The sequence below is a fragment of the Mycobacterium novum genome (genome assembly GCF_010726505.1).
Classification (GTDB): Bacteria; Actinomycetota; Actinomycetes; order Mycobacteriales; family Mycobacteriaceae; genus Mycobacterium; species Mycobacterium algericum.
Map to the genome: position 1 here is coordinate 3,164,178 of NZ_AP022562.1, position 24,986 is coordinate 3,189,163.

A 24,986-nucleotide genomic window follows, 5' to 3' on the forward strand; every position below is an offset into this window, starting at 1 on the left:
TAAGACATATCGACGCCCGACGCCCAGGGCATCAACCTGGGCGTCGGGCGTCGGTCCGCGCATTCATCGCTGACAGGCGACGCACCAGAAACTGACCCGCCCGCCGCCGCTGTCCGATTCCACCCGGGTGCCGCAGCGCCGGCAGGGCTTGCCCGCGCGGCCGTACACCCACAGTTGCCGGCCCGGCCGGGTGTCTCCGGTGGTGCAGCGCGCCCACCGCAGCCGATTGGCCCACAGCATCTCGCGGGCCCGGGCCACCAGCCGACCCGGATCGGCCAACGCGGCGACCGGGGATGTCGGCAATCGGCCGACGACGAAACACAATTCGTTGCAGTAGACATTGCCGATGCCGGCCAGCACCCGCTGATCCAACAGGGCCGCGGCCAGCGGGCGGTCCGGGTCGGCCAGCAAATTGGCGACCGCGGCGTCGGGATCCCAATCGGGGCCCAGCAGGTCCGGGCCCAGGTGAGCGACCACCTCGCCGTCGCGGTCACGCCCCAGCACCTCCAGCACGCCCAGGTCGATGCCCAATGCGCGAACGGGGCCGGCTTCCAGGATGATTCGCACCCGATGGTCGAGCGGGTCCCTTCTCGCTGGGGAGCCCACCCGCCAGCTGCCCTCCATCTTCAGATGTGAGTGGATGCTGGCCTGCCCCACCCGGATGAACAGGTGCTTGCCCCGGCTGATCACCTCATCCACCCGCTGCCCGGTGAGGTCCACGCCGGCATAGCGGGGGACCCGGATATCGCAGCGGGTCAACGTTTTCCCGGTCAACGCGTCGTCGAGCACTGCCGCGGTGTGGAAGACGGTGTCACCTTCGGGCATCAGCGCAGCCGCAATCCCCGCGGGGTGCGGGAGAATCCGGCCTCGGCCAGCGCCGTCGTCGTCGGCGAATCGCGAATCTCCAGCACCGCCGCACCGTCCACCCGCTCGACGAGGATCCCGTCGACGCGGCGGTCGGCGATCAGCCCGGCCAGCGCACCGGCAGCGGCCCGCTGCACCTCGGCGGCGTCGGCCCCGGTGGCGAAGTTCAGCAGGGACCGGCCGCCACGTTCGACGAACCAGACCAGTTCGCCGTCGACCAGCACCACCAGCGCTCCCGCCTTGCGGCCCGGACGCGCGGTGCCGGGGTGCGCCGGCCAGCTCAGTGCCGCCCCGTACGGGTTGGCCGGGTCGGCGGCGGCCAGCGCCACCGCGTGATACTCCGGGCGCGCCGGGTCGACACCGTCGAGGTAGCCGCGCAGCCGGTCCACGGTCGAGGCCAGCGCGAACTGGGCGGCGCCCAGCGACTCGATGAAGTAACCGCGCTGACAGCGGCCGGCCTCCTCGAAGGCCGTCAATACCTTGTAGAGGCCGGCGAATCCGCCCGGCACCGCCTCGGCGGCCACCGCGCCGCGGGTCAGCACCCCGTAGCGGTGCAGCAGCAACTCGGCGGTGTGGTGCGCGCGCACCGTGGAGAACCCGGGATCCGGCTCGGTGGCCGGCAACCTCGACCAGCGACCGGCCACCGCCGGGTCGGCGGCGCGGGTGGCGGCGTGGGCGACGCTGTACCGGCTCAGCCGCGGCGGACGCTTGCTGCGGTGTGCCGGGGTGGAGCGCCGGGTGCCGGCCAGTACCGTCCGCATCGGGGCGAAGGTGTCGCCGGTGACCCATCCGGCCCAGATCAGTTCCCACAGTGCGGTTTTGAGCTCGGCCTCACTCGTGTCACCGGCGAGCTGGCGGAAGAAGAACGCGCCGCCGCCACCGAGCGTGTCCAGGATCTGCCGGTGGGCGGCACCGAAGTCGAACGGCGCGCCGGGGGCCAGCGTCAACGGCGCCGAGTCGGCGGTGTGGAAGGTGACCCAGCCGTCGGCGGCCGGCGCGTTGCCGGCCGGGGCGCCCGCACCGGCCCACAGCACCTCCCCGGAGGCCAGCAGCTCGTCGAGCATGGCAGGTGAGTAGTCACGCACCCGCGCCGCCAGCACCAGCGGCTCGACCGCCGACGCCGGCAGCGGCACGCCCGCCAGCTGCTCGATCACCCCGGCCAGCCCGTCCAGCCCGGACGCGGCGCCGCGGGCGCCGATCTGCTGCCAGGCCGGCAGGAAACGCGCGTAGGCCGCTGGGGACACCGGCTCGATCGCCGAGCGCAGCGCCGCCAGCGACCGGCGCCGCAGAATCCGCAGCACCTGGGCGTCGCACCACTGTTCGCCCGGCGAGTCCGGGAAGTCGGCGAACTCGCCGCGCACCACCCGGCCGTCGGCGGCCAGCCGGCCCAGCGCGTCGGCGGCCACCCGGGCGCCCAGCCCGAACCGCTCGGCGGCCTGCCCGGTGGTGAACGGGCCGTGGGTGCGGGCGAAGCGGCCCAGCAGCTCACCCAGGGGGTCGGTGACCGGTTCGGTGAAGCCGGCCGGCACTCCGGGCGGCACCGCCACCCCGATCCCGTCGCGCAGCCGGCCGATGTCCTCGATCGCCACCCACCAGGCCCGCCCGGCGAACGCCACCGTCAGCACCCGCCGGGCGGCCAGCAGGTGCTCGAGCCACCCGCCCACGTCCGAACCGCCGGCCCGCGCGGCGATCTCGTCGCCGGTGAGCGGGCCCAGCAGCCGCAACAGATCCGCGACGCCCTCGGCGTCGCGGGCGGCCTTCTCCGGGGTCAGGTGCTGCAACTCGGCGGCGACGGCGGCGACGGCGTCGGGGTCGAGCAGCTCGCGCAACTCCACCCGGCCCAGCAGCTGCGCCAGCAGCGTGGGATCCAGCGACAGTGCCGCCGCGCGACGCTCGGCCAGCGGGCTGTCGCCTTCGTACATGAAGGCGCCGACGTAGCCGAACAGCAACGACGCCGCGAACGGCGACGGGGTGGCGGTCTCGACCTGCACCACCCGCACCCGGCGCTGCGCGATCCGCGCCATCAACTCCGTCAGCGCCGGGACGTCGTAGACGTCCTGCAGGCACTCCCGCACGGTCTCCAGCACGATCGGGAACGCCGGGTATCGGCGTGCCACATCGAGTAATTGGGCGGCCCGCTGGCGCTGCTGCCACAACGGGGTGCGCCGGCCCGGATGCCGGCGGGGCAACAGCAACGCCCGCGCCGCGCATTCCCGGAACCGGCTGGCGAACAGCGCCGAGCCGCCCACCTCGGCGGTGACGATGGGCTCGATCTCGTCGGCGTCGAAGACGAACAGGTCCGCACCGGGTGCGTCCAACGTTGCGCCGGCATCGGTGTCGGGCAGCCGCACCACGATGCCGTCGTCGGAGGCGGTCGGCTTCTCGTCGATGCCGTAGCGTTCGTGCAACCGCCGGCCCACCGCCAGCGCCAGCGGGCCGTGCACCCGCAGCCCGTAGGGGGAATGCAGCACCACCCGCCAGTCGCCCAGCTCGTCGCGGAAGCGCTCCACCACCAGCGTGGTGTCGGTGGGCACCGTCGACGTGGCGGTGCGTTGGTCGTCGAGCAGCCGCCACAGGTTGTCGGCCGCGTAGTCGTCGAAACCCAAACCCGCGCAGCGTTTGTCGAGGGCGGCCCGATCGAGCCCGGCCAGCTCGCCGGTGAACTCGCCCAGCGCGGCGCCCAGTTCGGCCGGTCGCCCGACGCCGTCGCCGTGCCAGAACGGCAGCCGGCCGGGCTGGCCGGGAGCCGGGACCACCAGCACCCGGTCGTGGGTGATCTCGGTGATGCGCCAACTGGTGGCGCCCAGTGAGATCACGTCGCCTGGCCGCGATTCGTAGACCATCTCCTCGTCGAGTTCGCCGACCCGGGACGGCTTGTCGGCGCCGGCCAGGTACACCGCGAACAGGCCGCGATCCGGGATGGCGCCACCGGAGGTGACGGCCAGCCGCTGGGCGCCGGGCCGGCCGGTCAGGGTGCCGGTGTCGCGGTCATAGATCAGCCGCGGCCGCAGCTCGGCGAACTCGGTCGACGGGTACTTACCCGAGAGCAGGTCCAGGGTCGCCTCGAACACGCTGCGCGGCAACGTCGCGAACGGGGCGGCCCGGCGCACCGTGTCGAACCAGGCTTCGGCGTCCAGCGGCTCCAGCGCGGCCGCGGCCACCGTGTGCTGGGCCAGGATGTCCAGCGGATTGGCCGGTACCGTCAGCGTCTCGATCTGGCCCGCCAGCATCCGCTGCACCGAGACCGCGCAGCCGATCAGATCGGTGCGGTGCTTGGGGATCAGCACCCCCGCCGAGACCTCCCCGACCTGATGACCTGCCCGCCCGATGCGCTGCAGGCCGCTGGCCACTGACGGCGGCGCCTCGATCTGGATGACCAGGTCGACGGCACCCATGTCGATGCCCAGCTCCAGGCTCGAGGTCGCCACCACCGCCCGCAGCCGCCCGCTTTTCAGGTCCTCCTCGACCGCGGCGCGGGTCTCCTTGGACACCGACCCGTGGTGGGCTCGCGCCAAGTCCGGCGCCGCGTCGTCTGGACAGCGTTCCGCGTGGATCTCGTTGAGCCGCGCGGTCAGTCGCTCGGCCAGCCGGCGCGAGTTGGCGAACACGATCGAGGAGCGGTGGGCCTCGATCAGGTCGACGATGCGTTCCTCCACCTGCGGCCAGATGGTGCCCTCGGCGGGGCTGGCCATATCCGGCACCGGAACCTGCACCGTCAGCTCGAACGTCTTGGCCGCCGGCGGCGCCACGATCGTGGTCGGGGCCTGCCCGGACAAGAACCGGGCGACCTCTTCGGCGGGCCGCACGGTGGCGCTGAGCCCGATCCGCTGCGCCGGGGAGGCCAACATCGCATCGAGCCGCTCCAGGGACAACGCCAGGTGGCTGCCGCGCTTGGTGCCGGCCACCGCATGCACCTCATCGACGATCACCGTCTGCACCCCGGTCAGCGCTTCGCGCGCCGCCGACGTCAGCATCAGGAACAGTGACTCCGGGGTGGTGATCAGGATGTCGGGCGGGTGCGCGACCAACTCGCGGCGCCGCGCCGCGGAGGTGTCGCCGGAGCGGACCCCGACCGTGATGGCCGGCGCGGGCAGGCCCGCATAGTCAGGGTGCGCGGCGATGCGGCCGATGCCGGCCAGCGGGGTGCGCAGGTTGCGTTCGACGTCGACTGCCAGCGCCTTGAGCGGCGACACGTAGAGCACCCGGGTGCCCGCAGCTTTCGGGCCGGGCTCGGCCGCCAGCCGGTCCAGCGCCCACAGGAACGCCGCCAGCGTCTTGCCCGATCCGGTGGGCGCCACCACCAGGGTGTGGTGGCCGTCGGCGATCGCCGACCAGGCCTGCTGCTGCGCCTCGGTCGGCGCGGCGAACGTGCCGGTGAACCAGTCCCGGGTCAGCGCCGAGAACCGGGCCAGCGCGGCTGGGGTTTCTCGGCTCACCCCGCCATGGTGCCAACTTCGGGGCGGTGCTGCCCGGCCGGCCGGTTTTGCCGCGCTCAGCAGCGGGTATCCGCGAGCCGTGGCGGTCACAGGGCCGTGGCGGTGACAGGGGGCGGGGCATGACACTTCTGGACGACAGGACGCGAGCGGCGCTGCCGATCTTCGCCGATGCGGCACCTGCCTCGCGGACACCGGAGGCCCCGCCGCGCGACTGGACCTGGATCAACTGGACGTTGTCGCTGCTGACCGCACCGGCCGCCGTGCTGCTGATGGATTACGCGCCGGTCGCGGTGACCGGCGCCGCGTTGTGCAGCACCGCGGCCTGCCCGGGCCTGCAGCTGAACGGATCGCTGTTCGGCGTGCTCTACCACGGTGCGGCGGCCGTTGCGGCGCTGACCTTGTTCCTGGCCTTCTTCTTCGCGACGCGCCGGAGCGGGATCGCGGTCTGGGCGGGCGGCTGGGCGCTGCTGGCGGCCGACCTGGTGGCCCTGCACGCGATCTTCTGACCGGGCTGCGGCCTTCCCGGACGGCTCTGCGGTTTGCGACGCCGAATGATTACTGCACTTGCCCGTTGGGTACGCCGGTGCATATCGGCAGGTGGCCGACACAGCGAACCCCGGAGGTCGGCGATGGCGTTGCGCAAGGGCGACAAAGCGCAGTCGGATGTTGAAGCCGAGGCGCACCGGGCACGCCCGCCCACCGGCAAGGACGAGGACGGTACCCATGTCGGGCGGGTCAGCCCTGATGACGCTTTGGACGTCGGCGAAACCGGCGCCGAAGCCCGCAGCGACGACGCGTGACCGTTTCAGGCCCAATGTTGCCGGGTAGCCAGGCCACGCCGATGCGGGCAGCGGTTTCGGGCGGGTGCGCCGCGCTGGCGCTGATCGCCGGGCTCCCCGCGGCGGCCGCCGACCCGGGCGCCGCAGTCGACACCACCTGCAGCTACTCGCAGGTGGTGTCGGCGATGAACGATCAATCACCGGGCATCGCCGAGCAGTTCAACGCGACCCCGGCCGCCCAGGCCTGGCTGCAGAACTTCCTGGCTGCGCCGCCGCCGCAGCGTCAGCAGCTGGTCGAGCAGGCACAGCAGCGGCCCGAAGCGCCCGAGTACGTCGCGCTGTTCAGCCCGCTGGCCAACGACTGCGACGACTACTGAGCCCGGTCACTCTTCGACGTTGTAGAACGAGTCGCCGTCTTCGGTGCTGCCGGAGACCTGAGCACGGTGCCGGCCGCCGGTCACGGCCTGGCCGGCTTCGTCGGGGTCTCGTTCGAGTCCGGCATCGGGACGCTCGGCGGCCAGTCTGTCGTCCAGCGATTCGTCGGTCGCGTCATCGACCGGTTGCCAGCTGTCCGGCGGGGTCACGGTCGCATCGCCGTCGTCGTTGCGCAGCTCGTCGGAATCGGTGGCCTCGCTCGGCGGCAGGGTGTCGTCGTCGGTGGTGTCGGTGGCGGGATCGATGTCGGGTCGATCGGTCATGTGCTCGGCGCTCCCGGGATTCAGTCGGTTTCAGTTGGCGATGGCCCATTGCGGTTGCGGCGATTCCGGCGTCATGTAGCCGACGCCGCGAACGGTGTCGACGATCGACTCGTGGTCGGCGCCGAGTTTGGCGCGCAACCGCTGCACGTGCACGTCGACCTTGCGCCGGCTGCCCTCACCGCCCCACACCTCGTGCAGCAGCCGGGTGCGGGTGAACGCGTGACCGGCATGCCGGACCAGATAGTTCAGCAGCTTGAACTCGGTGAGGGTGAGGTCGAGTTCGCGGCCCGACAGCGACACGCTATAGCTGTCGGGGTGGATGATCAGATCGCCGAATTGCACTGCGCTCTGCTCGGATTCGCGTCGGCGCGCCAGCGCCAGCCGCAGTCGCGCATGTGCCTCGGCCGGCCCGGCCGTCGTGACCAGCACGTCGTCGACCTGCCAGTCGATGTCGACGGCGACGAAGTCTTCCGCGGCCACCACGGCCAGCACCGCGGCCGACGGTGCCCAGGCGCACAGCCGCCGGCAGGTCTCGCGTGCGGTCGCCAGTTCGGTGCAACCGTCCACCAGCACGGCCGCCGCGCCGCGACAGTCCGCGCGGGTCACAGCGAGCGGCGCGCGGCCGACCGAGTGTCCGAAGACGCGTAAGGCCGACAGGGTCTGTTCGAACTCGTCCCGGTCGGTCAGTAACAGAATCTCCATCGCTGACTCCAACCCTCCGATGTGCTCCAGCGCCCTCGAGTGCTCTTCAAGGCCGTTCAAGGCACTATTACCCGCTCCGGGGCGTGAGTAACCGCACAGCGACAGGCCCGGCCCGCCGTAGCGGGCCGGGCCTGCCTTCAATCGGGCTACTGGTGGGACTGTTCGCGTGACTCGGCCGCCTTCGCTCCCGCACGGGCCGATTCGGCCTCGGCTTCGCGCTTGGCGGCGTCGCGCTGCGCTTCGCCCTTGTCCTGCTGTGCCTTGCCCTCGCGGGCGAGCTCGTCGTTGCCGGTCACGGTTCCGACGGCTTCCTTGGCCTTGCCCTTGACGCCCTCGACGGCGCCGCGGAAGCCCTCTTCGGGCCCGCTCTTCTCTTGGTCCGACATAAAATCCCTCCCTGGATTTCGTGGATGCGACGGACCCGTGTGCGCTGTCGGCCCGCCACACCTGCAAGGCTTCCCGGCGGCTCGCCGGCTCAAACGTCGAATCACCTTGACGCAGAGCCGATCAGCGCGGACGGTGGGAGGCATGGAACGCCCCATGCGACCGCGCCCCGGTGGCGACCGGCTGGGCCAGGAGGACGCGGAGGTTCGCTCGGCGGTCAGGTTCGCCGGCGTGATCACCGCGATCGGCGTGGCGGTGGTCTTGCTGGCGGCATGGTGGGCCAGTTCGTGCGATGCGAGCACGGCGACGGTGCAGACGGTGGCGTGCGGACGGCCGTACCGGGCCGTGCTCGCCGCGGCGTCACCCGTGGTCTTCGCGGCCGGTGGGCTGCGTGCCTTTCTGCGCACCTACCGGGTGTGGCGCGCTCGGGGCACCTGGTGGGGCTGGCAGGGCGCCGGCTGGTTTTTGATGTCGTTGATGCTTCTCGTACTGATCATGAGCGCGGTGCCGATCAGCGGTATGCGCTGATCAGGTCGGATTCCCTCGGCATAGCTGCCGTGTGGCTGTGAGGTTTCTGAAAGTCGAGCGTTATTTAGATCACATCGGCTTACGATAGTTTTCGGTTGCGGACGGGTTCACCACACGGGGTTCACCACGAACGGGCGGCTCGGCCACGCGGCCTCCGGATGGGCCGGACGATTCACGAAAGGAAGAAGCGATGGGCGATACGTTTCATGACCCCGTTGACCATGTCCGGACGACCCGGCCGCATGCCGGCCGTGCGGTGATCGACGTCATGGGTTGGCCCGGTTACAGCCTGCTGGTGGTGGGCATGGTCGCCGGGATCGGCTGCCTCACCGCGTTCGCCACCGGCCACGACCGCCAAGGCGTGGCGGTCGCCGCCCTCGCGGTGTTCGCTGCCGGCCTGGGGGCGCTGTGGCTGCTGATGGAGCACCGGCGGATCGGCCGGGTGAACCAGCAGTGGCAGCTGGCGCACCCCGAGTTGCAGCGGCAGCATTCGACCGGTTGAGCTAGCAGAAACGACGGCCCGACCGGTTATCCGGTCGGGCCGTTGTCGTCCCGGTGGTCCGGAATCGGCATGGTTGGCGCGCCGGCAGATCGGGTACAGGGTTCCCGTGACTAACCTCCGGGCGGCCGACTATGCGGATTTGACGGCGTGAACAGTCCCTCGGCGCGCAGCGGTAGTCTCGGTCCGACATCGCCGGGAGGCTCAATGACCGACATCCACAGCGACCGGACCTTGCGGTCGTGCAGCGAGCGAGCCGTCGAGTTGCGGGTGGCGCCCAGGCTGGAGAGTCTGGCCGTGGTGCGCATGGTGGTCGGCGCCATCGCGACCTTCGAGGATCTCGACGTCGATACCGTGGCCGATCTGCGGCTCGCGATCGACGAGCTGTGTACCCAGCTGATCCGCTGCGCCGCCCCCGACGCCACGCTGCAGGTGATCATCGACCCGAAAGACGACGACGTGACGATTGTGGCGTCGGCCGCCGGCGACGGCGCCGACGTGCTGACGCCGGGCAGCTTCAGCTGGCACGTGCTCACCTCGCTCGTCGACGACGTGCAGACCTTCCATGACGGCCAGGAACCCGGTGGCGCCGGTGATGTGTTCGGCGTGACCTTGACGACCCGGCGGGCGGAATCCAGGCAGTGACCCGGGGCGCCGCCAGGAGCGGCTCACAGTCAGGATCGGAATACTCCGACGTCGGCGACATGTTTCGCGAGCTCGCCCATTACGAATCCGGTTCCACTGATTTCCGGAACCGCAAAGACAAGATCGTGGAGCGGTGTCTGCCGCTGGCCGACCACATCGCCCGCCGCTTCGAGGGGCGCGGCGAACTGCGGGACGACTTGGTCCAGGTCGCGCGGGTGGGCCTGGTCAACGCCGTGACGCGCTTCGACGTCGAAACCGGTTCGGATTTCGTCTCGTTCGCCGTCCCAACGATCATGGGCGAGGTCCGCCGGCATTTCCGGGACAACAGCTGGTCGGTCAAGGTGCCGCGCCGGCTCAAGGAGCTGCACCTGCGGCTCGGTTCGGCCACCGCCGACCTCTCCCAGCGGCTGGGCCGGGCGCCGACCGCCACCGAACTGGCCCGGGAGTTGGAGATGAGCCGCGAGGAGGTCGTCGAAGGACTGGTGGCGGGCAGCTCCTACAACACGCTGTCCATCGACAGCGGCGGCAGCTCCGACGAGGACGACGTCCGCTCGATCGCCGACACCCTCGGCGACATCGACGCCGGGATGGACCGGATCGAGGACCGCGAGGCGTTGCGGCCGCTGCTCGACGCGCTTCCCGAACGGGAACGCACCGTGCTGGTGCTCCGGTTCTTCGAATCGATGACCCAGACGCAGATCGCCGAACGGGTCGGCATCTCGCAGATGCACGTCTCGCGGCTGCTGGCCAAGTCGTTGAGCAAACTGCGCGACCAGCTGGAGTAGCCGGTCCTCCTCAGCCGCCCAGCGCGTTCTGGGCGGTCAGCGACGACATCACCGCGTCCGGGCCGTCGAAGCTGTCCTTCTTCAACGCCCGCAGCGTGTCGACCAGTTTCGGCTCGGCGCCGTTGTGCCGGGCGTGGTCGGCGAGCTGCTCCGCGGTGCCCGGATAGTCGAAACCGGCAAGGCAGCTCTGCACTTGAGCGACGTCGAAGCCCATCACTGCGCAGTACCCGGCGGCGTCGCGCCGGAAACGCATCGTCAGCGCAGCCGGTAGATCTCCGACCAGGTGCGAACCAGCTCGGACTCGTGCGCACCGCCGAACATGTAGACCGGTGAGGCGATCGGCAGCGCCCGTTCGACGCGGACCAGCACCGCCTCGCGGCACGGGAACTGCGGCCCCTGCGTCTCGGTCACCCACTGCCGCAGCCACTCGTAGACCTCGTCGCCGGGCGGACGCAGTTGCGCGGTGCCCTTGAAGCGGTAGCCGCGGCGACGCAGGAAGTCCACCACGTTGACCTCGATGCGCGGATCGCGGCGCAGGTCGGCCACCGTGGTCGGCGACGCCATGTGCATGAACGCCAGGTGCTCGTCGCCGTAGACCAGCAACGACTCCTTCGGCGACAGGTTGGGCGAGCCGTCCTCGCAGATGGTGGCCACGAATGCCAGCTTGGCGCTCGCCACGATCAGGCGCATGTCGTGGTCGATGATGCACACCGCTCATCCCATCGTTTCGCAGCCGTCGTTCACCGCCCCGCGATCGGTTACCCGCGCGGGCGGGGGGCGAACCTCAGCTGCCGGCGGTCAGGCCGCGGGTGGCGGGCCCCTCCAGCAGCGTGCCGTCGGGTGCGAAGCGCGAGCCGTGCAGCGGGCACTCCCACGCCCGATCGGCGTCGTTCCAGGTGACGATGCCGCCGAGGTGCGGGCAGACCGGCGAGAGGCGGTGCTCGACGCCGTCCACCCGGCAGTGGGCCTGCAGGTGCCACGGCGGTCCGCTGACCACGCCGGCGGCGTCGCCGCCCAGGCCGAGCCGGCCGATGCGGGCCGTCGGGGTGATCCAGCCTTTCGCCAGATTGAAGCCGACTTCCAGGTTGGCCGTCACCGCGGTGGACAGGCCGCGCAACTCGCGGGTGCTCCAACTGGCGAACGCCCCGTCCCAGTCGGGTCGCTGCCCGAGCAGCCGGCCCGCCAACGCCAGCGCGGCGGCCGCCCCGTTGGTCATGCCCCATTTGTTGAAACCCGTTGCCACGTAGATGGTGTCGCTGTCGGGAAGGATGGGGCCGACATAGGGCAGCCCGTCGATGGGCGCGTAGTCCTGCGCTGACCACAGGTGCGTGCGGGTTGCGCCCGGGAAATGCCGGAGCGTCCACGACTCGAGTTCGGCCAGCCCGTCGCCGGGATACTTGGCGCGGCCAACGGTGTGTCCCGCCCCGCCGACCAGCAGGCGCTCGGAGCCGTCGGTCGGGGCGTAGCGCAGCGACCGCGTCGGTGAATCGGTGGAGATCATCATCGGGCGGGGGATCTCGCCCGGCACGTCGAACGCCATACAGTATGACCGGCTGGGCTTGACCCGGGCGAAGTAGCCGCCGCGGTCCAGAATCGGGATCCCGGTCGCGAGCACCAGTTGGGCGGCCCGCAGTTCGGCGTGCCCCCGCGGGCCGTCGACATTCAGTAGCAGGCCGCCGCGTCCGCCGGAAACATGTTGCAGCCGAGTGTGTTCCACCAGCTGGCCGCCGGCGGCGAGCAGTTCGGCGCGCAACGCGTCCAGAAACTGCATCGGGTCGAACTGCGCCTGCCCTTCCAGCCGTACCCCGCCGTGATACGGGAACGGCACATCGGCCCGCGGCTCCCAGGTCACCGGTAGTCCCAGTGCGCGGCAGGCGTCGTACTCGGCGCGCGCCGCGCCCACCCCGCGGCCGGACTGGGCGTAGCTGTAAGCATCCTCGCGCTGCACCGCAACGCCGGCCGTCGCGCAGAACGACAGCAGCCAGTCCTGGCCGGCGCGGTTGCCTTCCAGATACCCACCGGCCCGCTGCTTACCCTGCTTGGCCGAGATGGTCGAGAGCTGGCTGCCTTGCAGCAGGCTGATCTTGGCGGTGGTGTTGCCGGTCGCGCAGGAGCCGACCGTCCGGGCCTCCAGCACCAGCACCTCCCGGCCGGCCCGGGCCAGCAGCACCGCGGTCACCAACCCGGTGATACCGGCGCCCGCCACCACGACGTCGGCGCGGTCGGAGAAATCCGCCGCGGTGTCGGAGGCCGGTGAGGTGGTGATCCGGTCGGCGAGCCACAACGAGGTCATGGCCGATCAGTTACCCGGTACCACGAGCGGCTAATCCGGTGGCTCGTCCGGCGAACCACGCTTGGGGCTCTCGCGGGCCCTGGCCTCGGACCCGTATTCCTTGGCGGCCTTTTCATCGAGTCGATCGACGGTGCTCTCCAAGGACGTCTTGGATTCCGGCTCTACGCCACCACGTTCGTCTTCGTCACCAGGTTCGGTCATCGGTGTGGCCTTCCAGGGTTTCGTGCAACCAGCGGTTCGGTGCGACGGAGCGCACCCTGGCTATCCGCGGCGTACCCCGCGCGCCGGGCCGTCGAAACGCGTTTGTGCTGCGGTGTGCGCGGGTAGACCTGCGATGTTCGCCGGAGACGGATGTTCGCGAGAGACGACGGAGGCGATCCACATGCGGGCAGTGACATGGCAGGGCAAACGCAAGGTCCAGGTCGACACTGTGCCCGACCCGGTGATCGAGAAATCGACCGACGCCGTCATCGAGGTGACGACCACCAACATCTGCGGCTCCGACCTGCACCTCTACGAGGTGCTCGGCGCTTTCATGGACCCCGGCGACGTCCTGGGCCACGAACCGATGGGCATCGTGGCCGAGGTCGGCAGCGCGGTCACCAACCTCAAGGCCGGCGATCGGGTGGTCATCCCGTTCCAGATCGCCTGCGGGCATTGCAGTATGTGTCGCCGCAGCCTGCCGACCCAATGCGACACCACCCGGGTGCGCGAGCAGGACACCGGCGCCGCACTGTTCGGCTACTCCAAGCTCTACGGCCAGGTTCCCGGCGGGCAGGCGCAGTACCTGCGGGTGCCGCAGGCGTCCTACACCCACATCAAAGTGCCAGAAGGGCCCCCGGATTCGCGGTTCGTGTACCTGTCCGACGTGCTGCCCACCGCGATGCAGGCGGTGGACTACGCCGAGATTCCCGAGGGCGGGTCGGTGACGGTGCTGGGGCTCGGGCCGATCGGCGACATGGCGGCCCGCATCGCCGCGCACCAGGGGGTCAGGGTGATCGGCGTGGATCTGGTGCCCGAACGGCTGGGCCGGCTGGCGCGCCGCGGCATCGAAACCATCGACCTGCGTGAGGCATCCGATCTCGGCGAGGTGATCCGCGACCGCACCGACGGACGGGGGACCGACGCGGTGATCGACGCCGTCGGCATGGAGGCGCACGGCTCCGGCGGCGCCAAGGCGGTGCAGCAACTCAGCTCGCTGCTGCCCGACGCGGTCGCCGGGCCGCTGATCAGCAAGGCCGGTATCGACCGGCTCGCAGCGCTGTACTCGGCGATCGACATCGTGCGCCGCGGCGGCACCATCTCGATCATCGGCGTCTACGGCGGCAAGCTGGATCCGCTGCCGATGTTCACCCTGTTCGACAAGCAGGTCACGCTGCGGATGGGGCAGGCCAACGTCAAACCGCGGGTCGAGCGGTTGATGCCGCTGCTCACCGACGCCGACCCGCTGGGCGTCGACACCTTCGCCACCCACGAGCTGCCGATGGAGGAGGCGCCGCGCGCCTACGAGATCTTCCAGGAGAAGCGCGAGGGCGCGGTGAAGATCCTGCTCAAGCCTTAGCGCTCAATCCGCTCGAGCCGGCGCCGGTCAACAGGTGCGCGGACTCGAACAACAGGGCATGCGCGAACGCCTGCGGCAGGTTGCCGCGCAGCTGACGTTGCCCGACGTCGAACTCCTCGGTGAGCAGCCCGGGCGGGCCGCACGCGGTGCGGCCACGCTCGAACCACTGCAGCGCCGCAAGATCGTTGCCCTGCTGGTGGTCTGCCAATGCCATGGCGAAGTTGCACAACAGGAACGCGCCTTCGGCCTCGCCGAGGCCGCGCCGGTCGGGGCGGTAGCGGTAGACGAAGCCATCACGGGTCAGCTCTCGGCGCACCGCCGCCAGCGTCGCCAGCGTGCGGGCATCATCGGCCGGGACGGCCCCCCGCAGCCCCGGCAGCAGCAGCGCCGCGTCGATGCCCGGATCACCGGGTGCGCGTTGCCATCTGCCGTCGCGGTGCAGACAGTCGTCGCCGGCGTCACTGACCAGCTTGTGGGCCAGCCGCTGCCAGCGGGCGCCTTCGGCCGGCGGCGCCACACCGGCGATGCGACGCAGCCCCGCCGCGCAGATCAGCCGGGAATGCGCCCAGCGGCGGTTGCCGAGCTCCCAAACTCCGGCATCGGGTTCACCGCAACGGTTTTCGATCGCATCCACCAGGATGTGCACCGCAGCCCAATGGGTGCTGTCCAACCGATCCAGTCGCGCGGCAGCGGCCAGCAGCAGCAGTACCTCCCCGAACGTGTCGAGCTGGAACTGGTCACCGACCCGGTTGCCGGTCCGGGCGGCAGCGCCGGGGTAGCCGGGCAGGTGATCCAGATCGTGTTCGGGCGGCGGTGCGCCTGCATCGACGCAGTAGGCCGGCCGCAGGTCGGGCCCGTCGGCCAACACCCGCTCGGAGACGAACCGGACGGCGTCATCGAGCAACGGGTAGGCCCCGGCGACGGCGATCGCCTGCCCGGTGTAGCACTGGTCGCGGATCCAGCAGTAGCGATAGTCGAAATTGCGCCCGGCGCGCGCCCGCTCCGGCAACGACATCGTGGCCGCCGCCACCATCCCGCCGCCGGTGCTGGTCAAGCCGCGCAGCACCGCGTACGCCTGCCGGATATCGACGTCGGCGAGTGTGCCGGTGAACTCCGGAACCGCTTGCCGCCAACTGCTTTCGGTGACGTGCCAGGCCTGTGCGGCGTCGGCCGGCCGGTCCGGCAGTTGGCGCTCGGACAGTTCGAGCACCAGGTCGTGATCGTGACCCGGCGCGACGTCGACCACCATGCGCAGCGACCCGTCGGCAGCCCGATGGGCGCCCCCGGCGCCCGTCCACCGGAACCGGTGCGGCCCGGACCGCCCGGTCCACACCCCGTCGCAGCAGGACAGCCCTGCCATGGCGGTGGTGCCGAAGTCGGCCCGGACGTGCAGTGCCACCTGCATTCGCACCGGCCGGTCGAGTGCGGTGATGCGACGCAGCACCACCGCCGTGTGCGGGTCGCCGGGGAAGGCCAGTGCCTCGCGGCACTCGACGATGCCGTCGATGGTGACCCAGCGGGATCGCCAGATCAGCGACCGCTCCTCGTACTGGCCGCCCCACACGTAGCGCCGCTGCGGGGTCACGGCGTACACCCCGTCGCCGCCGAGCAGCGAACTGAACACCGCCGGACTGTCCCACCGGGGCAGGCACATCCAGCAGAAGTCGCCGCGCGGCCCGACCACGATCCCGCGCTCGCCGTCGGCGATCAGCGCGTACTGGCGCAGCACCTGCGGCGGGAACCGCTCCAGCAGCGATTGCCCGTCATCCATCAGCGGTGCATACCCACCGTCCGGGGCCGGTAGTCGGGTAGCTCTCGACCCGCCGAATCAGGCGATGCGGAACCGTTCGAGATCGGCGTCTTTGACGGTCAACCCGTGCCCGGGAGCACTGCGATCCGGACGCAGCACGCCATCGGGTCCCGGGTCGATGGTCCCGTCGAACGCCAACCGCTCGATGCGAACGTGATCGTGGAAGTACTCCAGGTGCCGCAGCTGCCAGATCGCGGTGCCCACCTGGCCGCTGATCTGCGGGGCGCAGTGCAGCGACAGCTCCATGCCGCGCGCGTCGCACAGCGCGGCGACTTTGAGCACCCCGGTGATACCCAACGCGCGGGTGACGTCCGCCTGCAGGCAATCCACCGCCTGCGCGTCGAGCATGTGCTGAAAATACGGCAGGTGGTAGCCGTATTCACCGGCGGCGATGTCCATCCCGCCCGGGCCTTGGACGCACAGCGCATGCAGGCCCGCCAGGTCGTCGGAGGACACCGGTTCTTCCAGCCAGCGCACGTCGCACTCGGCGAAGCGTTGCGCCCACAGCAGCGCCTGCTTGCGGGCATAGGCCCCGTTCGCGTCGACGAACAACAAGGTGTCGTCGCCGATCGCCGCGCGAGCGGCCCGCACCCGGCCCCGGTCGGCCTCCGGGTCGCGTCCCACTTTCATCTTCACCCGTGGGATCCCGGCTTCCACCCAGCCGCACAACTGGGCGCACAACGTGTCGTTGTCGTACGAGGTGAACCCACCGCTGCCGTAGACCGGGGTGCCGTCGTGTACCGCGCCCAGCGCGATGGTCAGGGGTTCGTCGAGCAGCCGGGACCGCAGATCCCACAACGCGATGTCGACCGCCGAGATCGCCTCGGCGACCACGCCCGGCTTACCCAGGTTGCGCACCGCGTGCTGCATGTCGGCCCAGCGGGCCGGCGGTTGCAGCGCGTCGCGCTGCTTGATGACGCCGGCCAGTTCGGCCTCGACCACCGTGACCACCGCCGTGCCGCCGTAGGTGTAGCCGGTGCCGACCTGTCCACCGGCGGTCACCGTGACCAGAACCAGGGTGGTCGAATCCCAGGCGAAGGTGCCGTCGGATTCGGGGGCGTCGGTGGGAATCGAGTAGGCCGTGGCTTCGACGGACTCGACCGGGATGGCCGCACTGGCACGCGGACTCATGTCCGGCTGACTACCCGCAACATGCGGCCGGTATGCGCGCAGTCCGGCAGCGTTGATCTCAAAACGGCTGATCTGGAACGGGTTCGGGTGGCACGATGCGCTGCACGGCGAAGTCCGCCGCGAGTGCCGTCATCCCGTTCGTCGCGTAGGCGGCGTGCGCGGCGCCGTCGGCGCCCGCCGAGCAGACCGGGTCGCCGGGCGCGCACAACTCGATCGTCTTGGCGGCATAGCCGGGCCCGACCGTCAGCGGCGGCGCGCCCAGCGAGTGCAGGAACTCCGTCGACGGTCTGCCCAGCAGTGCGACGGCCGCGACCCGGTCGGCCGCCTCCGGTCCGGGCGGCGGCGGGAACCCGTCGGCGGCCGGCGCCGGTTCGGTGAGGTAGCCGATGAGCGCCGCGCCCCGGGAATACCCCCCGAGCACCAGCGCGGTGTCGGGGCAGCCCGCCGCCATGTCGGTGATGTGGCCGGCGGCGTCGGCCACCCCGGCGACGGTCGGGCCGAATTCGGGCACGGCGGGAAAGTCGACCGGGTGGACGCCCACCGAACGGCCGCCGAGGCGCCACCGCAGCGCGTCGATGAACTGCTGGCCCATCCATCCGACGCCGGGCGGTTCGGCGGTGCCGCGGGCGAACACCACCTCGACCTCCGGGCAGCCGAACGCGGCCGCCTCCCCGGCGGGCCAGCACGGCAGCACGCAGCCGCACAGGCAGGCCGCGGCGAGTATCCGACTAATCACAGCAATTTCTCCGATACCCACAGCGCCTTGTCGGCAAACCGTGGTTTAGCTCGGCTCAAAACGGCAAGCCTACGTCGGTACCGTCACCGACGGGACCTTAGCCGAAGGGGATAAATCAATGATCACAACGTCTTTGACCAGGCTCGCTGCCGCCGCCGGCGGAGCGGCGCTGGCGCTGTCCGCCGCGGGCGTTGCTGCCGCGGACCCGGCGCAGGATCCGGCGGTGAGCACCACCTGCAGCTACTCCCAGGTGGTGGCGGCGATGAACGCGCAATCACCGGAGACCGCAGCACAATTCAATGCCACACCGATGGCGCAGACCTTCCTGCAGGACTTCCTCGCCTCGCCTCCGCCGCAGCGTGAGCAGATGCTGCAGCAGGCCCAGGGCGTGCCCGAGGCGGCGCAATTCGTCAACCTGGTCGGCCCCATCGCCAAAACCTGTAACAAGTACTGAGTAATGGCTCAATCGACCGGAGCCGGTAACGCCATCGCCGATGCGGCCAAACGGGAAGCCGACGCCTACCGCGGCAACGACCCGCGGCCGCTGGGGGGATACGCGCTGGTGTTGCTGGTGTACGGCGGGTTGGTCGCGGCGGTAACCGTGGCCGCCGCGGCCACCGGCCGCCGGTTGCCGCAACGGTGGGCGGCCGGCGACCTGCTGACGGTGACCCTCGGCGCTCACAAACTGTCCCGCACGCTCACCAAGGACGCGGTGACCAGCCCGCTGCGGGCGCCGTTCGCCCACTATGCGGGCACCGGGGGCCCCGCCGAGGTGATGGAGGAGACCCGCCATTCCAGTCAGCTGCGCCACAGCCTCGGCGAGTTGTTGACCTGCCCGTTCTGCCTGGACATGTGGGCGGTCACCGCGTTCGTGGCCGGGCTGGTGTTCGCACCGCGGTTCACCCGGCTGGTCGCCGGCACGTTCACCGCGCTGGCCGGCGCGGATTTCCTGCAATTGGCCTACGCGAAGGCGCAGCAGATCGCGCAGGAGTGAGACCGGAGTGAGTCCATGTGCGGTATCGCGTTCAACCTGCCCCGGGTGGTGACGCTGGCCGCCGATGTCGCGCTGCTGGGACTGGCGGGCGTCCACGGCTACCTGTTGGCGACGTCGGCGAGTCCGCCCGGATACTTCGCGGTGTACTGCGTCGCGATGACCGTCGGCTGCCTCGCCGCCGCAGCCATCACCTGGATCGACGTCGATGACGTGGTGCCGGCGCTGGGGTGGCTGGCCGGCAGCGTCAGCTGCGGCGCATTCGTGATCGGCTACCTGGTCAGCCGGTTTGTCAGCCTGCCCGGTCTGCCGACCGTGACCGGGCGGTGGGATCTGGCGCCCGGCAGCGTGGCGCTGGCCTGCGCGGGCGGTTTCCTCGCGCTGCACCTGTCGGTGCTGTCCGGGGTCAACGTCGCCTTCGGGCAGGGGAGGGCCTGGTACGACTGATGCTCGACTTTCCGGCGTGGCTGCGCGTCGAGCACTGGCTCAACGTGCTGTTCCTGACGCTGCTGGTACGCAGTGGCATCGAGATCCTGTCCACCCATCCGAAGCTCTACCGGCACGACGACAGCGCACCAGGGACCGAGTGGGCGCGGTTCACCCGCAAGGTCATGCCCACCGACAAGCTCTACGACACCTTGGATGAGGAGGAGGACTACCACCCGGTGATCGCGCTGCCCGGACATGCCCAACTGGGCATGGGGCGGCACTGGCACTTCTTCGCGGTGATCGGCTGGATTCTGGTCGGACTGTCGTACTACATCCTGCTTTTCGCGACCGGACAGTGGCACCGCTACTGGCCGTACTCCTGGTCGATCTTCGCCGACGCGTGGAACGACATCGTCACCTATCTCAGTTTCAACCTGCCGCCGCTGCTGCCCGGCGAGCCGCTGGACGCCATCCAGAAGCTCACCTACGCCGCGGTGATATTCCTGCTGGCGCCGTTCCAGATCCTCACCGGCGCGGCGCAGTCACCGGCGATCGAGGCGCGCTTCCCCCGCTACGTCAGGCTGTTCGGTGGCCGGCAGTCCGCCCGCAGCCTGCATTTCCTGGGCCTGGCCGCGTTCGGGGTGTTCATCGTGATCCACCTGACGATGCTGTTCTGCTGGGGGTGGGGCCGGCTCAGCGCGTTGATGATCTTCGGGTCGGTCCGCAACACCTACTGGGCGACCGCACTGTCCCTGTTGATCGTCGCGGCGATCGTGGCGGTGCACATCGCGGCGACGCTGTGGAGCCTGCGCAGCCCGGCCTCGGTGCGCCGGGTGCTCGGCGCGGTGATCGCCGTGCCGCGCCGGGGCCTGTTGCGCCGGTTGGACTCTCGACAGGACTATCCGGCGCGGATGATCTCCGCCGAGCACCGGGTCAACGGCAAACCGCCGACCGCTGAGAACTACAAGGTGATGGCGGTGCACAACTTCGTCGATTGGCGCCTGCGGGTCGGTGGGCTGGTGGAGCAACCGGCGACGCTGGATCTGGCCGGCCTGCGCGCCCTGGCCGCGCCGCAGACCCAGCGGGTGCTGCACAACTGCGTGCAGGGCTGGTCGTCCATCGGCGAATGGACCGGCGTGCCACTGGGCGCGCTGGTGGATTTGGTGCGACCGTTGCCGCAGGCCCGCTACATCTGCTTTATGACCATGCAGGACAACAGCACCGACGAGCCCAGCGCGCACGACGGCGGACAGTTCTACGAGGTGTTCGACCTGAAGCTGGCCCACAAACCGCAGATGCTGCTGGCGTATGCGATGAACGGCCGGCCGCTGCCGATCAAACACGGTGCGCCGCTGCGGTTGCGCGCCGAGACGCAGGTGGGGTTCAAGATGGCCAAGTGGATCAACCAGATTGAGTTCGTCGACGACTATGCCCACATCGGGAAGGGACGGGGCGGATGGCGGGAGGACAACGTCTACTACAGCATGGACGGGGAGATCTAGCCGTGACCACCGATACCGCCGCCCGCCCCGAGTTGACCGACCTCGAGGCCGCGGCCCGCGAACGGGTGTCGGACCTGCTACGGGTGCGCGGCGGACACTGCGCGGCCTGCGGTGGCACCGAGTTCGAGGTGGGGCAGGCGCTGTACCTGGGGTTTCTGTTTCTCGACGAGGACGACGACGCCTACCTGGTCGCGCTGAACTGCCGCAACCCGTCATGCTCGCAGCCGCGGACCGCGATCCGGTTGCGGCGCAAGGAATTTCTCGATTAGCCGACGACCGCGGCGTCAGTCAGGCGGGCAGGTCCGGGCGGGCGAGGTCGAACCGCTCCACCAGGTCGGCCACGCTGCGCAACTCATCGCACACCGCCGCGACACGGCGCTCGGCGTCGTCGTCGAGCAGGCCGCGGTCGTGGTAGTACGCCAGCCGGCGCAGTCGCCCGGCCAGCGCGGTGCCCCACCGGATACTCAGGTCGTAGATGTGCCAATCGTGCACCTGGGCGCGTTGCCCCAGTTCCCGCAACGCGCGCACCTGCTCGGTGAGCACCGCGACATCGTCGTCGATGCGGATCCGCTCGATCGAGCTCACGTGGACCTCCCGTCGTCACAGCCGGGGTTTGGCGACACTGGCCACGACCGGCTGACCCCGCAGGGTCAGATAGACGCGGTCGGGTCCGATCGCCATGCCGGACAGCGGGGCGGACCGGGCCGGCCCGGACGGTAGACCGGCCCGGTAGTCGATGACACGCAGCACCGGGATGCTGCCGTGTGGATAGCCGGTGAACGGCGCCGACTCGAACACCGTCACGGCGGTGTCGGTGGCGGCATACACCCGGTTGTCGTCGGAACCCAGATAGCGGATCGGCGAGGACACCGGCGAGCGGCCGATCTCCTGCAAACCGTGTCCGCCGCGGGCGGATTCGACCGCGTAGAGCGTGTCGCCACGGCTGTCGGTGAGATAGATCCGGCTCGCCGCGGTGCCGTCCCCGGCGGCCGCCATGACGGCGGTGTGGAAGCGGCCGCGGGGCTCCGGCGGCGATGACGTCCCCTTGTAGTGGGAGATTCCGTGCGGTCCCCAGACGTGGAATTCGATGGCACGCCCGCGGTTGGCGCCGTCGACGACGCCGGTGGCGCCGGCGGCCACCCGGGCGGGGGGCAGTTGGCGCAGCCCGTGCTCCTCGACCGGGGTCACCGTCGCTCCGTCGGCGGACAGCGCCAGCAGCACCCGCATGCCCGAATCCTCGGACAGGTAGGCCGGTGCCGGTCCGGCGTCGATGTCGCCGATCTGCTGCAGGCCGGCCAGCTCGATCGCCGCGACCCGGTTACGCCCCGGCTGGGGTACGAACACGGTCCGGTCGTCGGCGCGGCTGATCTGCACGTTGCGCCCGGCGTGCAGCGGCGCCGACAACCGGGTGGTGGCCGCGCCGGGCTGGTCGGGATTGTCGACCGCGGCCAGTCGCCCGTCGTCGGTGAGCGCGATCAGCGAGCCGGTCCGATAGGACCACACCGGGTCGCGCAGCGGTGTCTGCACCGGCACGGCGGCGGCAACGGGCGCGCTCTGCAGCGACTGCCCCGGCAGCGAACAGCCGGCGCAGACCAGCACACCGACAGCCGCAGCGCCGTACCACCCCCGCCATATCATTCCGGCGGGGTACCCCCGTCACCCGCCGGCTACACCGCGCCGTTTGTGCGGGTGGGGCATCGGGTATGGGATGTCCAGCACAAAAAGGGCATGAGCTGCCCGAAAGGCCCGAAGAAGGGAAGGGGGAGGTCGATGTCCGGATCGCGAGAGGGGCGCCGCGTCGCATTTCTGGTGGCGCCCGAGGGTGTGGAGCAGGTCGAGTTGACCGAGCCGTGGCGCGCGGTCGCCAAGGCCGGGGCGTCCCCGGTGCTGGTGTCGACGACCACCGGACCGGTTCAGGCGTTCAACCACCTGGACCGCGCCGACCAATTCGACGCGGACCGGGTGGTCGACGCTGTCTCAGCGGATGACTTCGATGCGCTGGTGCTGCCCGGCGGGGTGGCCAACCCCGACCAGTTGCGCACCAACCATCGTGCGGTCGCGTTCGTGCGGGAGTTCTTCGATGCCGGCAAGCCGGTCGCCGTCATCTGCCACGGCCCGTGGACCCTGGTAGAGGCCGGCGTGGTGGCCGGGCGGCGACTCACGTCGTGGCCGAGCCTGCGCACCGACATCGTCAACGCCGGCGGCCAGTGGGTGGACGAACAGTTGGTGCGCTGCGACGGCGGCCCGTCGATCCTGCTGTCGAGCCGCAAGCCCGACGACCTGCCGGCCTTCTGCGACGCGTTGGTCAGCGAGCTGGAATCGCGGAAGGTGGCGCTGTGACCGGAGAACCGATGCCGGTACCGGTCCAGACCGACAACCATCGCGCTCGGCTCTGGGTCAACTGGGTGACGGCGCTGTTGACCGCCGCCGGGGCCGCCCTGGTGATGGTGGTCGCGACAGGGGCGGTGATGAGCACCGCTGCCTGCAGCACCACTGAGTGCCCCGACCTGGGCCCGAGCGGCGTGGTGTTCGGCATCTTCTATTACGGTGCGCCGGTCATCGCCGCGCTGACCATCCTGATCTCGTTCTGGACCGCGGGCCGGCGGCGCGGATTCCTGGTCCCGCTGGCCGGCTGGGTGCTGTTGGGCCTCGACCTGCTGGCGCTGGTGATCGCCTTCCGGCGCTAGCAGCGGCGTCCGGTTACCCGCTGATCGTCGTGGGTATGCCTAGCCGATATGGCCGAGATGGATCACCGCCGGGCACCCGTGCTGGAAGCCCTGGCCGACTATCACCGCAAGGACCGATACGGCTTCAGCCCGCCGGGACACCGCCAAGGCCGCGGTGCCGATCAGTCGGTGCGTGATGTGCTGGGGGACGACCTGTTCCGCGCCGACGTGCTGGCCCGCGGCGGGCTGGACGACTGGCAGGCGCGCGGCGAGGTGCTGACCGGCGCCGAGCAGCTGATGGCCGACGCAGTCGGCGCCGAGATGGCGTTCTTCTCCACCTGCGGCAGTTCGCTTTCCGTTCGCGCGGCGATGATGGCGGTGGCGGGCGGCTCGTCCGGTGGGCTGCTGCTGCCGCGCGACAGCCACAAGTCGATCGTGGGCGGGTTGATCTTCTCCGGCATCCAGCCGCGCTGGATCACCCCGCGCTGGGACGCCGAGCGACATTTCAGCCACCCGCCGTCACCCGAACGGGTCGCCGGGGCGTGGGAGGAACATCCCGATGCCGCCGGCGCGCTGATCGTCAGCCCGTCGCCCTACGGCACCTGTGCGGACCTGGCCGCCATCGCCGAGATCTGTCACCGGCGCGGCAAGCCGCTGATCGTCGACGAAGCCTGGGGCGCGCACCTGCCCTTCCACGACGACCTGCCGACCTGGGCGATGGACGCCGGCGCCGACGTCTGCGTGGTCAGCGTGCACAAGATGGGCGCCGGGTTCGAGCAGGGCTCGGTGTACCACATCCAGGGCGATCTCATCGACCGCGAGCGGCTCACCGCCTGCGCCGACCTGTTGATGACCACCAGCCCGAGTGTGCCGATCTACGCGGCGCTGGACGGCTGGCGGCGCCAGATGGTGCAGCACGGACACGAGATGCTAAACGCCGCACTGGCCTTGGCGCGCGAGGTGCGGGCGCGTATCGACGAGTTGCCCGACGTCGAGGTGCTCGAGGATGTGCTGCTGGGTGTCGAGGCCTCCCACGACCTGGACCGGCTGCAGGTGCTGGTGGACGTCGCGGCGACCGGTATGTCGGGGTATCAGGCCAGGGACTGGCTCCGCGAACAGCGCTGCCTGGACGTGGGATTGGCCGACCACCGTCGCATCCTGGCCACCATGTCGTTTGCCGACGACCGCGCCAGCGCCGACCGGCTGCTGGATGCGCTGAGCGGGTGGCGCGCCGCCGCAATGACTTTCGACCCGCCGGCGCCGGTCCGGCTGCCCTCGCCCGAGGAGATGCAACTGGAGAGCGTGGCACTGCCCCGCGATGCGTTCTTCGGCCCCACCGAGATGGTCGCCGCAGCACAGGCCGCCGGCCGTATCGCGGCCGAACAGCTCACGCCGTATCCGCCCGGTGTGCCGGCCGTGGTGCCCGGCGAACGCCTCGACACCGCCGTCATCGACTATCTGCGGTCCGGCCTGGCGGCCGGCATGGCGTTGCCCGACGCCGCCGACCCCTCCCTCGAACACATCCGGGTGGTGGCCTGAGGGTTTCA

30 protein-coding genes are annotated in these 24,986 nt (G+C 70.6%); 16 read left to right on the forward strand and 14 right to left on the reverse strand.

Annotated elements, in window-relative coordinates; genetic code table 11:
- Positions 1–63: 63 nt before the first annotated feature.
- Both nei2 and G6N19_RS14655 read right to left on the reverse strand, forming a co-directional pair.
- Positions 64–825 (reverse strand): endonuclease VIII Nei2, encoded by a 762-nt coding sequence (nei2, locus tag G6N19_RS14650; protein WP_193465196.1) that lies wholly within the window; start codon positions 823–825, stop codon positions 64–66.
- A complete protein-coding gene (locus G6N19_RS14655; protein WP_193465197.1) occupies positions 825–5,300 on the reverse strand; it encodes an Lhr family helicase in 4,476 nt (1,491 codons plus the stop codon). Before G6N19_RS14655 ends, nei2 begins: the two co-directional genes overlap by 1 nt.
- Positions 5,301–5,419: 119 nt before the next feature.
- Here G6N19_RS14655 and G6N19_RS14660 point away from each other — a divergent pair, with 119 nt between their 5' ends.
- The 3 genes from G6N19_RS14660 (at position 5,420) to G6N19_RS14670 (ending at position 6,456) form a co-directional block, all read left to right on the forward strand.
- Positions 5,420–5,806 (forward strand): hypothetical protein, encoded by a 387-nt coding sequence (locus G6N19_RS14660; RefSeq protein ID WP_013830043.1) that lies wholly within the window; start codon positions 5,420–5,422, stop codon positions 5,804–5,806.
- Positions 5,807–5,929: 123 nt separating this feature from the next.
- Positions 5,930–6,100 (forward strand): hypothetical protein, encoded by a 171-nt coding sequence (locus tag G6N19_RS14665; RefSeq protein ID WP_013830042.1) that lies wholly within the window; start codon positions 5,930–5,932, stop codon positions 6,098–6,100.
- Positions 6,101–6,141: 41 nt separating this feature from the next.
- A complete protein-coding gene (locus G6N19_RS14670) occupies positions 6,142–6,456 on the forward strand; it encodes a hemophore-related protein (protein WP_193465198.1) in 315 nt (104 codons plus the stop codon).
- A 6-nt stretch (positions 6,457–6,462) separates the two neighbouring features.
- Here the strand turns inward: G6N19_RS14670 and G6N19_RS14675 are convergent, their stop codons facing one another.
- From G6N19_RS14675 to mbp1, 3 genes are all read right to left on the reverse strand, one after another.
- A complete protein-coding gene (locus G6N19_RS14675) occupies positions 6,463–6,777 on the reverse strand; it encodes a hypothetical protein (protein ID WP_193465199.1) in 315 nt (104 codons plus the stop codon).
- 30 nt (positions 6,778–6,807) lie between these two features.
- Positions 6,808–7,479: a winged helix-turn-helix domain-containing protein gene (locus tag G6N19_RS14680; RefSeq protein ID WP_013830039.1), complete on the reverse strand. Its 672-nt coding sequence runs from the start codon at positions 7,477–7,479 to the stop codon at positions 6,808–6,810.
- A gap of 146 nt (positions 7,480–7,625) precedes the next feature.
- Positions 7,626–7,865: a microaggregate-binding protein 1 gene (gene mbp1, locus G6N19_RS14685; protein WP_013830038.1), complete on the reverse strand. Its 240-nt coding sequence runs from the start codon at positions 7,863–7,865 to the stop codon at positions 7,626–7,628.
- A 142-nt stretch (positions 7,866–8,007) separates the two neighbouring features.
- Here mbp1 and G6N19_RS14690 point away from each other — a divergent pair, with 142 nt between their 5' ends.
- The 4 genes from G6N19_RS14690 to G6N19_RS14705 all read left to right on the forward strand — a co-directional run bounded on the left by G6N19_RS14690 (position 8,008) and on the right by G6N19_RS14705 (position 10,320).
- The gene (locus G6N19_RS14690; RefSeq protein WP_041318501.1) at positions 8,008–8,391 is read left to right on the forward strand and encodes a hypothetical protein; all 384 of its coding nucleotides are present in this window, start codon (positions 8,008–8,010) and stop codon (positions 8,389–8,391) included.
- 190 nt (positions 8,392–8,581) lie between these two features.
- Positions 8,582–8,893 carry a protein UsfY gene (usfY, locus tag G6N19_RS14695; protein WP_013830036.1) on the forward strand — a complete coding sequence of 104 codons (312 nt, stop codon included), beginning with the start codon at positions 8,582–8,584 and terminating at the stop codon, positions 8,891–8,893.
- A 204-nt stretch (positions 8,894–9,097) separates the two neighbouring features.
- Entirely contained in the window at positions 9,098–9,535 is a 438-nt protein-coding gene (locus G6N19_RS14700; protein ID WP_083036059.1) for an ATP-binding protein, read from the forward strand.
- 59 nt (positions 9,536–9,594) lie between these two features.
- A complete protein-coding gene (locus G6N19_RS14705; RefSeq protein ID WP_408632438.1) occupies positions 9,595–10,320 on the forward strand; it encodes an RNA polymerase sigma factor SigF in 726 nt (241 codons plus the stop codon).
- A gap of 10 nt (positions 10,321–10,330) precedes the next feature.
- On the opposite strand, the gene G6N19_RS14710 is transcribed toward G6N19_RS14705, so the two are convergent.
- The 4 genes from G6N19_RS14710 to G6N19_RS14725 all read right to left on the reverse strand — a co-directional run bounded on the left by G6N19_RS14710 (position 10,331) and on the right by G6N19_RS14725 (position 12,814).
- Entirely contained in the window at positions 10,331–10,573 is a 243-nt protein-coding gene (locus G6N19_RS14710; protein WP_232062399.1) for a DUF2795 domain-containing protein, read from the reverse strand.
- A 2-nt stretch (positions 10,574–10,575) separates the two neighbouring features.
- Complete coding sequence (locus G6N19_RS14715) at positions 10,576–11,031, reverse strand: pyridoxamine 5'-phosphate oxidase family protein (protein WP_083036056.1); 456 nt, start codon at positions 11,029–11,031, stop codon at positions 10,576–10,578.
- 73 nt (positions 11,032–11,104) lie between these two features.
- Positions 11,105–12,613, reverse strand: a complete 1,509-nt coding sequence (locus G6N19_RS14720; RefSeq protein WP_193465200.1) for an FAD-dependent oxidoreductase — start codon at positions 12,611–12,613, stop codon at positions 11,105–11,107.
- A 30-nt stretch (positions 12,614–12,643) separates the two neighbouring features.
- A complete protein-coding gene (locus G6N19_RS14725) occupies positions 12,644–12,814 on the reverse strand; it encodes a hypothetical protein (protein ID WP_013830030.1) in 171 nt (56 codons plus the stop codon).
- Between the two features lie 181 nt (positions 12,815–12,995).
- Here G6N19_RS14725 and G6N19_RS14730 point away from each other — a divergent pair, with 181 nt between their 5' ends.
- Positions 12,996–14,174: an alcohol dehydrogenase catalytic domain-containing protein gene (locus tag G6N19_RS14730; protein ID WP_013830029.1), complete on the forward strand. Its 1,179-nt coding sequence runs from the start codon at positions 12,996–12,998 to the stop codon at positions 14,172–14,174.
- Here G6N19_RS14730 and G6N19_RS14735 read toward each other — a convergent pair.
- Genes G6N19_RS14735 through G6N19_RS14745 form a run of 3 tightly spaced genes read right to left on the reverse strand, consistent with a single transcriptional unit; the run spans position 14,164 to position 17,851 of the window.
- Complete coding sequence (locus tag G6N19_RS14735) at positions 14,164–15,945, reverse strand: glycoside hydrolase family 15 protein (RefSeq protein WP_193465201.1); 1,782 nt, start codon at positions 15,943–15,945, stop codon at positions 14,164–14,166. The genes G6N19_RS14730 and G6N19_RS14735 overlap by 11 nt on opposite strands.
- A gap of 57 nt (positions 15,946–16,002) precedes the next feature.
- Positions 16,003–17,115 (reverse strand): enolase C-terminal domain-like protein, encoded by a 1,113-nt coding sequence (locus tag G6N19_RS14740; RefSeq protein ID WP_193465202.1) that lies wholly within the window; start codon positions 17,113–17,115, stop codon positions 16,003–16,005.
- 58 nt (positions 17,116–17,173) lie between these two features.
- Entirely contained in the window at positions 17,174–17,851 is a 678-nt protein-coding gene (locus G6N19_RS14745; RefSeq protein ID WP_013830026.1) for a cutinase family protein, read from the reverse strand.
- A gap of 118 nt (positions 17,852–17,969) precedes the next feature.
- Between G6N19_RS14745 and G6N19_RS14750 the strand changes: the two genes are divergently transcribed.
- Genes G6N19_RS14750 through G6N19_RS14770 form a run of 5 tightly spaced genes read left to right on the forward strand, consistent with a single transcriptional unit; the run spans position 17,970 to position 21,042 of the window.
- On the forward strand, positions 17,970–18,305 hold the full coding sequence (locus G6N19_RS14750) for a hemophore-related protein (protein ID WP_013830025.1): 336 nt from the start codon (positions 17,970–17,972) through the stop codon (positions 18,303–18,305).
- A gap of 3 nt (positions 18,306–18,308) precedes the next feature.
- Positions 18,309–18,845, forward strand: a complete 537-nt coding sequence (locus G6N19_RS14755; protein ID WP_013830024.1) for a DUF1360 domain-containing protein — start codon at positions 18,309–18,311, stop codon at positions 18,843–18,845.
- A 15-nt stretch (positions 18,846–18,860) separates the two neighbouring features.
- Entirely contained in the window at positions 18,861–19,289 is a 429-nt protein-coding gene (locus tag G6N19_RS14760; RefSeq protein WP_193465203.1) for an oxidoreductase, read from the forward strand.
- Complete coding sequence (locus G6N19_RS14765) at positions 19,289–20,773, forward strand: molybdopterin-dependent oxidoreductase (protein ID WP_193465204.1); 1,485 nt, start codon at positions 19,289–19,291, stop codon at positions 20,771–20,773. The genes G6N19_RS14760 and G6N19_RS14765 overlap by 1 nt, the downstream gene beginning before the upstream one ends.
- Positions 20,774–20,775: 2 nt before the next feature.
- Complete coding sequence (locus G6N19_RS14770; protein ID WP_193465205.1) at positions 20,776–21,042, forward strand: hypothetical protein; 267 nt, start codon at positions 20,776–20,778, stop codon at positions 21,040–21,042.
- Positions 21,043–21,061: 19 nt separating this feature from the next.
- Here G6N19_RS14770 and G6N19_RS14775 read toward each other — a convergent pair whose 3' ends face one another.
- Complete coding sequence (locus G6N19_RS14775) at positions 21,062–21,358, reverse strand: hypothetical protein (RefSeq protein ID WP_013830020.1); 297 nt, start codon at positions 21,356–21,358, stop codon at positions 21,062–21,064.
- Positions 21,359–21,373: 15 nt separating this feature from the next.
- On the reverse strand, positions 21,374–22,411 hold the full coding sequence (locus tag G6N19_RS14780) for a hypothetical protein (RefSeq protein ID WP_193465206.1): 1,038 nt from the start codon (positions 22,409–22,411) through the stop codon (positions 21,374–21,376).
- Between the two features lie 132 nt (positions 22,412–22,543).
- Here G6N19_RS14780 and G6N19_RS14785 point away from each other — a divergent pair, with 132 nt between their 5' ends.
- Genes G6N19_RS14785 through G6N19_RS14795 form a run of 3 tightly spaced genes read left to right on the forward strand, consistent with a single transcriptional unit; the run spans position 22,544 to position 24,978 of the window.
- A complete protein-coding gene (locus G6N19_RS14785) occupies positions 22,544–23,113 on the forward strand; it encodes a type 1 glutamine amidotransferase domain-containing protein (RefSeq protein ID WP_193465207.1) in 570 nt (189 codons plus the stop codon).
- Positions 23,110–23,460, forward strand: coding sequence for a hypothetical protein (locus tag G6N19_RS14790; RefSeq protein ID WP_193465208.1), 351 nt, complete (start codon positions 23,110–23,112; stop codon positions 23,458–23,460). Before G6N19_RS14785 ends, G6N19_RS14790 begins: the two co-directional genes overlap by 4 nt.
- 57 nt (positions 23,461–23,517) lie before the next feature.
- Positions 23,518–24,978, forward strand: a complete 1,461-nt coding sequence (locus G6N19_RS14795) for an aminotransferase class I/II-fold pyridoxal phosphate-dependent enzyme (protein ID WP_193466405.1) — start codon at positions 23,518–23,520, stop codon at positions 24,976–24,978.
- The last annotated feature ends 8 nt before the right edge of the window (positions 24,979–24,986 follow it).

Coding starts and splice junctions, on each gene's coding strand:
- usfY (WP_013830036.1), top strand. CDS start 8,582: ATGGGCGATACGTTTCATGACCCCGTTGACCATGTCCGGACGACCCGG.
- G6N19_RS14740 (WP_193465202.1), bottom strand. CDS start 17,115: ATGAGTCCGCGTGCCAGTGCGGCCATCCCGGTCGAGTCCGTCGAAGCC.
- mbp1 (WP_013830038.1), bottom strand. CDS start 7,865: ATGTCGGACCAAGAGAAGAGCGGGCCCGAAGAGGGCTTCCGCGGCGCC.
- G6N19_RS14795 (WP_193466405.1), top strand. CDS start 23,518: ATGGATCACCGCCGGGCACCCGTGCTGGAAGCCCTGGCCGACTATCAC.
- G6N19_RS14690 (WP_041318501.1), top strand. CDS start 8,008: ATGGAACGCCCCATGCGACCGCGCCCCGGTGGCGACCGGCTGGGCCAG.
- G6N19_RS14735 (WP_193465201.1), bottom strand. CDS start 15,945: ATGGATGACGGGCAATCGCTGCTGGAGCGGTTCCCGCCGCAGGTGCTG.
- G6N19_RS14760 (WP_193465203.1), top strand. CDS start 18,861: ATGTGCGGTATCGCGTTCAACCTGCCCCGGGTGGTGACGCTGGCCGCC.
- G6N19_RS14780 (WP_193465206.1), bottom strand. CDS start 22,411: ATGATATGGCGGGGGTGGTACGGCGCTGCGGCTGTCGGTGTGCTGGTC.
- G6N19_RS14680 (WP_013830039.1), bottom strand. CDS start 7,479: ATGGAGATTCTGTTACTGACCGACCGGGACGAGTTCGAACAGACCCTG.
- G6N19_RS14750 (WP_013830025.1), top strand. CDS start 17,970: ATGATCACAACGTCTTTGACCAGGCTCGCTGCCGCCGCCGGCGGAGCG.
- G6N19_RS14730 (WP_013830029.1), top strand. CDS start 12,996: ATGCGGGCAGTGACATGGCAGGGCAAACGCAAGGTCCAGGTCGACACT.
- G6N19_RS14785 (WP_193465207.1), top strand. CDS start 22,544: ATGTCCGGATCGCGAGAGGGGCGCCGCGTCGCATTTCTGGTGGCGCCC.
- G6N19_RS14670 (WP_193465198.1), top strand. CDS start 6,142: ATGCGGGCAGCGGTTTCGGGCGGGTGCGCCGCGCTGGCGCTGATCGCC.
- G6N19_RS14720 (WP_193465200.1), bottom strand. CDS start 12,613: ATGACCTCGTTGTGGCTCGCCGACCGGATCACCACCTCACCGGCCTCC.
- G6N19_RS14725 (WP_013830030.1), bottom strand. CDS start 12,814: ATGACCGAACCTGGTGACGAAGACGAACGTGGTGGCGTAGAGCCGGAA.
- nei2 (WP_193465196.1), bottom strand. CDS start 825: ATGCCCGAAGGTGACACCGTCTTCCACACCGCGGCAGTGCTCGACGAC.
- G6N19_RS14710 (WP_232062399.1), bottom strand. CDS start 10,573: ATGCGTTTCCGGCGCGACGCCGCCGGGTACTGCGCAGTGATGGGCTTC.
- G6N19_RS14700 (WP_083036059.1), top strand. CDS start 9,098: ATGACCGACATCCACAGCGACCGGACCTTGCGGTCGTGCAGCGAGCGA.
- G6N19_RS14660 (WP_013830043.1), top strand. CDS start 5,420: ATGACACTTCTGGACGACAGGACGCGAGCGGCGCTGCCGATCTTCGCC.
- G6N19_RS14765 (WP_193465204.1), top strand. CDS start 19,289: ATGCTCGACTTTCCGGCGTGGCTGCGCGTCGAGCACTGGCTCAACGTG.
- G6N19_RS14705 (WP_408632438.1), top strand. CDS start 9,595: ATGTTTCGCGAGCTCGCCCATTACGAATCCGGTTCCACTGATTTCCGG.
- G6N19_RS14755 (WP_013830024.1), top strand. CDS start 18,309: ATGGCTCAATCGACCGGAGCCGGTAACGCCATCGCCGATGCGGCCAAA.
- G6N19_RS14675 (WP_193465199.1), bottom strand. CDS start 6,777: ATGACCGATCGACCCGACATCGATCCCGCCACCGACACCACCGACGAC.
- G6N19_RS14665 (WP_013830042.1), top strand. CDS start 5,930: ATGGCGTTGCGCAAGGGCGACAAAGCGCAGTCGGATGTTGAAGCCGAG.